The sequence below is a fragment of the Paracoccus sp. P2 genome, assembly GCF_046335115.1.
Classification (GTDB): Bacteria; Pseudomonadota; Alphaproteobacteria; order Rhodobacterales; family Rhodobacteraceae; genus Paracoccus; species Paracoccus pantotrophus.
Window position 1 is genome coordinate 1 of record NZ_JBGOSN010000039.1, and the last position, 3824, is coordinate 3824.

The following is a 3824-nucleotide window of genomic DNA, read 5'->3' on the forward strand; positions in this document are numbered from 1 at the left end:
GCCATCGACCCGGCCCTGGTCGGCGGATCGGCGCTGTTCGGCCTGGGCTGGGGGCTCTCGGGATTCTGCCCCGGCGGCGCCATCCCCGCCATCGGCCTCATCCGCCCAGAACCCGTCCTCTTCTCCGCAACAATGGCCGCTGGAATCGCAATCGTCAAAACAGGGCAAAGGGTCCGCCGCAGATGCACCTGATCCACCGCCTGCCCATGCTGCAATGGGCGCGCGGCTATGGCGGGGCGCTGCTGAGCGCCGACCTGCTGGCCGCGGTGATCGTCACCATCATGCTGATCCCGCAGAGCCTGGCCTATGCCATGCTGGCCAACCTGCCGCCCGAGGTCGGGCTTTACGCCTCGATCCTGCCACTGGTCGCCTATGCGGTCTTCGGCACCTCGCGGGTGCTGGCGGTCGGGCCGGTGGCGGTGGTCTCGCTGATGACGGCCTCGGCCATCGGGCCGGTGGTGCAGGCGGGGCTGGCCGATGCGCTGAGCGCCGCCGTGGCGCTGGCGCTGCTTTCGGGCGCGATGCTGGTGGCGGCGGGCATCTTCCGCCTGGGGTTTTTGGCGAATTTCCTGAGCCATCCGGTGATGTCGGGCTTCATCACCGCCTCGGGCATCCTGATCGCGGCCGGGCAGATCCGGCACCTGCTGGGCCTGGGCGGCGGCGGCTCGACCCTGCCCGAGATCCTGCCCGCGCTTTTCGCCGGCCTGCCCCGGACCAATCCCTGGACGCTGGCCATCGGCGCCGGGTCGCTGGCCTTTCTTTACGCGGCGCGGCGCTGGGGCAGGCGCGGGCTGGTGCGGGCCGGGCTGCCCGGCTGGCTGGCCGACATGCTGGCGCGCGCGGCACCGATCCTGGCCATCGCCGTTTCCATCGCGCTGGCCAAGGCGCTGGACCTGGGCGGGCGCGGCGTGGCGCTGGTCGGTGCCATCCCCCAGGGCCTGCCGGGGCTGTCGCTGCCCATCCCGTCGCTTGATTTGCTGGCGGCGCTGGCGCCGGCGGCGCTGCTGATCTCGGTCGTGGGCTTCGTCGAATCGGTCTCGGTCGGGCAGACCCTGGCGGCGCGGCGGCGCGAGCGGATCGCCCCAGACCAGGAGCTGATCGGGCTGGGCGCCGCCAATATCGCCGCGGGGCTCAGCGCGGGCTATCCGGTCACGGGCGGCTTCGCGCGCTCGGTGGTGAATTACGACGCGGGGGCGCAGACCCCGGCGGCGGGAGTGTTCACCGCCATCGGCATCGCGCTGGCGGCGCTGTTCCTGACGCCGCTGCTGGCCGACCTGCCGCAGGCGGTGCTGGCAGCGACGATCATCCTGGCGGTGCTGTCGCTGGTCGATTTCCCCGCCATCCGCCGGGTGCTGGACTATTCGCCGCGCGATTTCCTGGCCATGGCGGCGACCATCCTGGTCACGCTGCTGGTCGGGGTCGAGCCTGGGATCAGCGCCGGGGTGCTGCTGTCGCTGGTCATGCAGCTTTACCGCAGCTCGCGGCCGCATTCCGCCGTGGTGGGCCAGGTGCCGGGAACCGAGCATTTCCGCAATGTCGACCGTCACCGGGTGCTGATCTGGCCCGAGATCCTGTCGCTGCGCGTCGATGAAAGCCTGTATTTCGCCAATTCCCGCTTTCTCGAGGACCGCATCGCCGCGCTGGTTGCCGACCGGCCGCGCCTGCGCCACGTCGTGCTGATGTGCCCCGCGGTCAACGACATAGACGCAAGCGCCCTGGAAAGCCTCGAGGAGATCAACCGCCGCCTGGCCGAGGGCGGGATCAAGCTGCACCTCTCGGAGGTCAAGGGGCCGGTGATGGACCGGCTGCGGCGCAGCGATTTCATGCGCCACCTGTCCGGCCAGGTGTTCCTAAGCCAGCACGAGGCCATCTGCCAGCTGCGCCGCGACCTGGGGCCGGATGCCGGCCCGGCGCAGGAAACGGGGCTGGCCTGTTACGGCGACGCGGCGCGGCTTTTGCGGGGCGGATAGGGCTCCGGCGGGGCGGGCCTTGTTTACCTACGCGCCTGCGAATATATCGGGGGGGGCAGCCCTGCCCGGAACCCCGAGGTTGACCATGTCCGGCACCGACCGCCAGATCGTCTGCACCGCCTGCGGCGCCACGAACCGCCTGCCGCCCGAGCGTGACGCGCGCGCGGCACGCTGCGGCAAATGCCGCGACGCGCTGTTTTCCGGCCATCCCGCCGATGTGGAAGGGGCGATGTTCCAGCGCCAGGTCGGCCGCAACTCGATCCCGGTGCTGGTCGATGTCTGGGCGCCCTGGTGCGGCCCCTGCCGGATGATGGCGCCCGAATTCGCCCGCGCCGCCGGCATGCTGGAGCCCGAGATGCGGCTCATCAAGCTGAACTCCGAGGCCGAGCCGCAGGTCGCCGCCGCCCTGGGTATCCGCGGCATCCCGACGCTGATCCTCTATCGCGGCGGGCGCGAGATCGCGCGGCAATCGGGCGCCATGGATGCCGCCTCGATCGCCGGCTGGGCGCAGGCGCAACTGGGCAACTGAACCGGGCGGTTGCCCGCCCTGCCCGCTCGGCTATGCTGGGCCGGACGGAAACGCGGGGGGGCGGCATGGGCCAGTTGATCGACGGCGTCTGGCATGACGAATGGTATGACACCGAAAGCAGCGGCGGGCGCTTCCAGCGCAGCGTGACCGCCTGGCGCAACTGGATCACCCCGGACGGCCGCCCCGGCCCCAGCGGCAAGGGCGGCTTCTGCCCCGAAAGCGGGCGCTATCACCTCTATGTCTCCTATGCCTGTCCCTGGGCGCATCGCACGCTGGTCTTTCGCGCGCTCAAGGGGCTGGAGCCGCATATCGGCGTCTCGGCCGTGCATCCCGACATGCTGTCCGAGGGCTGGACCTTCGCCACCGATTTCCCCGGCGCGACCGGGGATCGCCTTTACGGCCTGCCCTATCTGCGCGACCTCTACCTCAGGGCGGATCCGAAAGCCTCGGGCCGGGTGACGGTGCCGGTGCTGTGGGACAAGGCGCAGCAGACCATCGTCAGCAACGAAAGCGCCGAGATCATCCGCATGTTCAATTCGGCCTTCGACAGGCTGACCGGGAATGAGGACGATTACTGCCCGGCCGAGCTGCTGGACCGGATCGACGCGATGAACGAACGCATCTACGACCGGGTAAACAACGGCGTCTACAAGGCCGGATTCGCCACATCGCAGGCGGCCTATGACGAGGCGGTCGGCCCGCTTTTCGAGACGCTGGACTGGCTCGAGGGTCATCTGTCCGCCAACCGCTATCTCTGCGGCGCGCGGATCACCGAGGCGGATTGGCGGCTTTTCACCACCGCGCTGCGCTTCGACCCGGTCTATCACACGCATTTCAAATGCAACCGGCGCTGGCTGCGGGAATATCCGAACCTCTGGGGCTGGACGCGCGAGCTTTACCAATGGCCCGGCGTGGCCGAGACGGTGCATTTCGACCATATCGTGCGCCATTACCACTATAGCCACGACACGATAAACCCGCATCGCATCATCCCGATCAACCCGCTGATCGACTGGCAGGAGCCGCACGGCCGGGGCTGAGGGGCAGCCTTGCCAGGCGCCCGGCCGCCGCGGCGGATCCTTATCAGGCGGCGTGATTGCCGCGCGAATCCGCCATCCGCGCCAGCCGCCCGGCCAGCGATGGGCATCGCCACCTTGACCATGGGGGACGGCGCAGTCGCCCCCGTCTTCTGAACAGGTCGCCCGCGGCAGGACAGGCATCGGCGCCGGACCGGGGCCGGCCCCGGCACTGCCCCGATTGCGGCCCGGAACCGCAAGGGGCAAACCGTCCTGGCGGGGTTCGCGGCACGATCTCGGGGCAGCCGC

At 70.0% G+C, this 3824-nt stretch carries 4 protein-coding genes; all 4 read left to right on the forward strand.

Annotated features, from left to right (window positions below; translation table 11 throughout):
- Nucleotides 1-42: 42 nt before the first annotated feature.
- The 4 genes from ACDP63_RS18935 to ACDP63_RS18950 all read left to right on the forward strand — a co-directional run bounded on the left by ACDP63_RS18935 (nt 43) and on the right by ACDP63_RS18950 (nt 3539).
- A complete protein-coding gene (locus tag ACDP63_RS18935) occupies nt 43-192 on the forward strand; it encodes a DUF6691 family protein (RefSeq protein WP_409928474.1) in 150 nt (49 codons plus the stop codon).
- Nucleotides 183-1970 carry a SulP family inorganic anion transporter gene (locus ACDP63_RS18940; protein ID WP_051419861.1) on the forward strand — a complete coding sequence of 596 codons (1788 nt, stop codon included), beginning with the start codon at nt 183-185 and terminating at the stop codon, nt 1968-1970. The genes ACDP63_RS18935 and ACDP63_RS18940 overlap by 10 nt, the downstream gene beginning before the upstream one ends.
- An 85-nt stretch (nt 1971-2055) precedes the next feature.
- Nucleotides 2056-2499 (forward strand): thioredoxin TrxC, encoded by a 444-nt coding sequence (trxC, locus tag ACDP63_RS18945; RefSeq protein ID WP_074990942.1) that lies wholly within the window; start codon nt 2056-2058, stop codon nt 2497-2499.
- A gap of 65 nt (nt 2500-2564) precedes the next feature.
- Nucleotides 2565-3539 carry a glutathione S-transferase family protein gene (locus tag ACDP63_RS18950; protein ID WP_024846128.1) on the forward strand — a complete coding sequence of 325 codons (975 nt, stop codon included), beginning with the start codon at nt 2565-2567 and terminating at the stop codon, nt 3537-3539.
- The last annotated feature ends 285 nt before the right edge of the window (nt 3540-3824 follow it).

Excerpts from the sequence above, each read along its gene's own strand:
- ACDP63_RS18940 (WP_051419861.1), top strand. The coding sequence starts at position 183 with ATGCACCTGATCCACCGCCTGCCCATGCTGCAATGGGCGCGCGGCTAT.
- trxC (WP_074990942.1), top strand. The coding sequence starts at position 2,056 with ATGTCCGGCACCGACCGCCAGATCGTCTGCACCGCCTGCGGCGCCACG.
- ACDP63_RS18950 (WP_024846128.1), top strand. The coding sequence starts at position 2,565 with ATGGGCCAGTTGATCGACGGCGTCTGGCATGACGAATGGTATGACACC.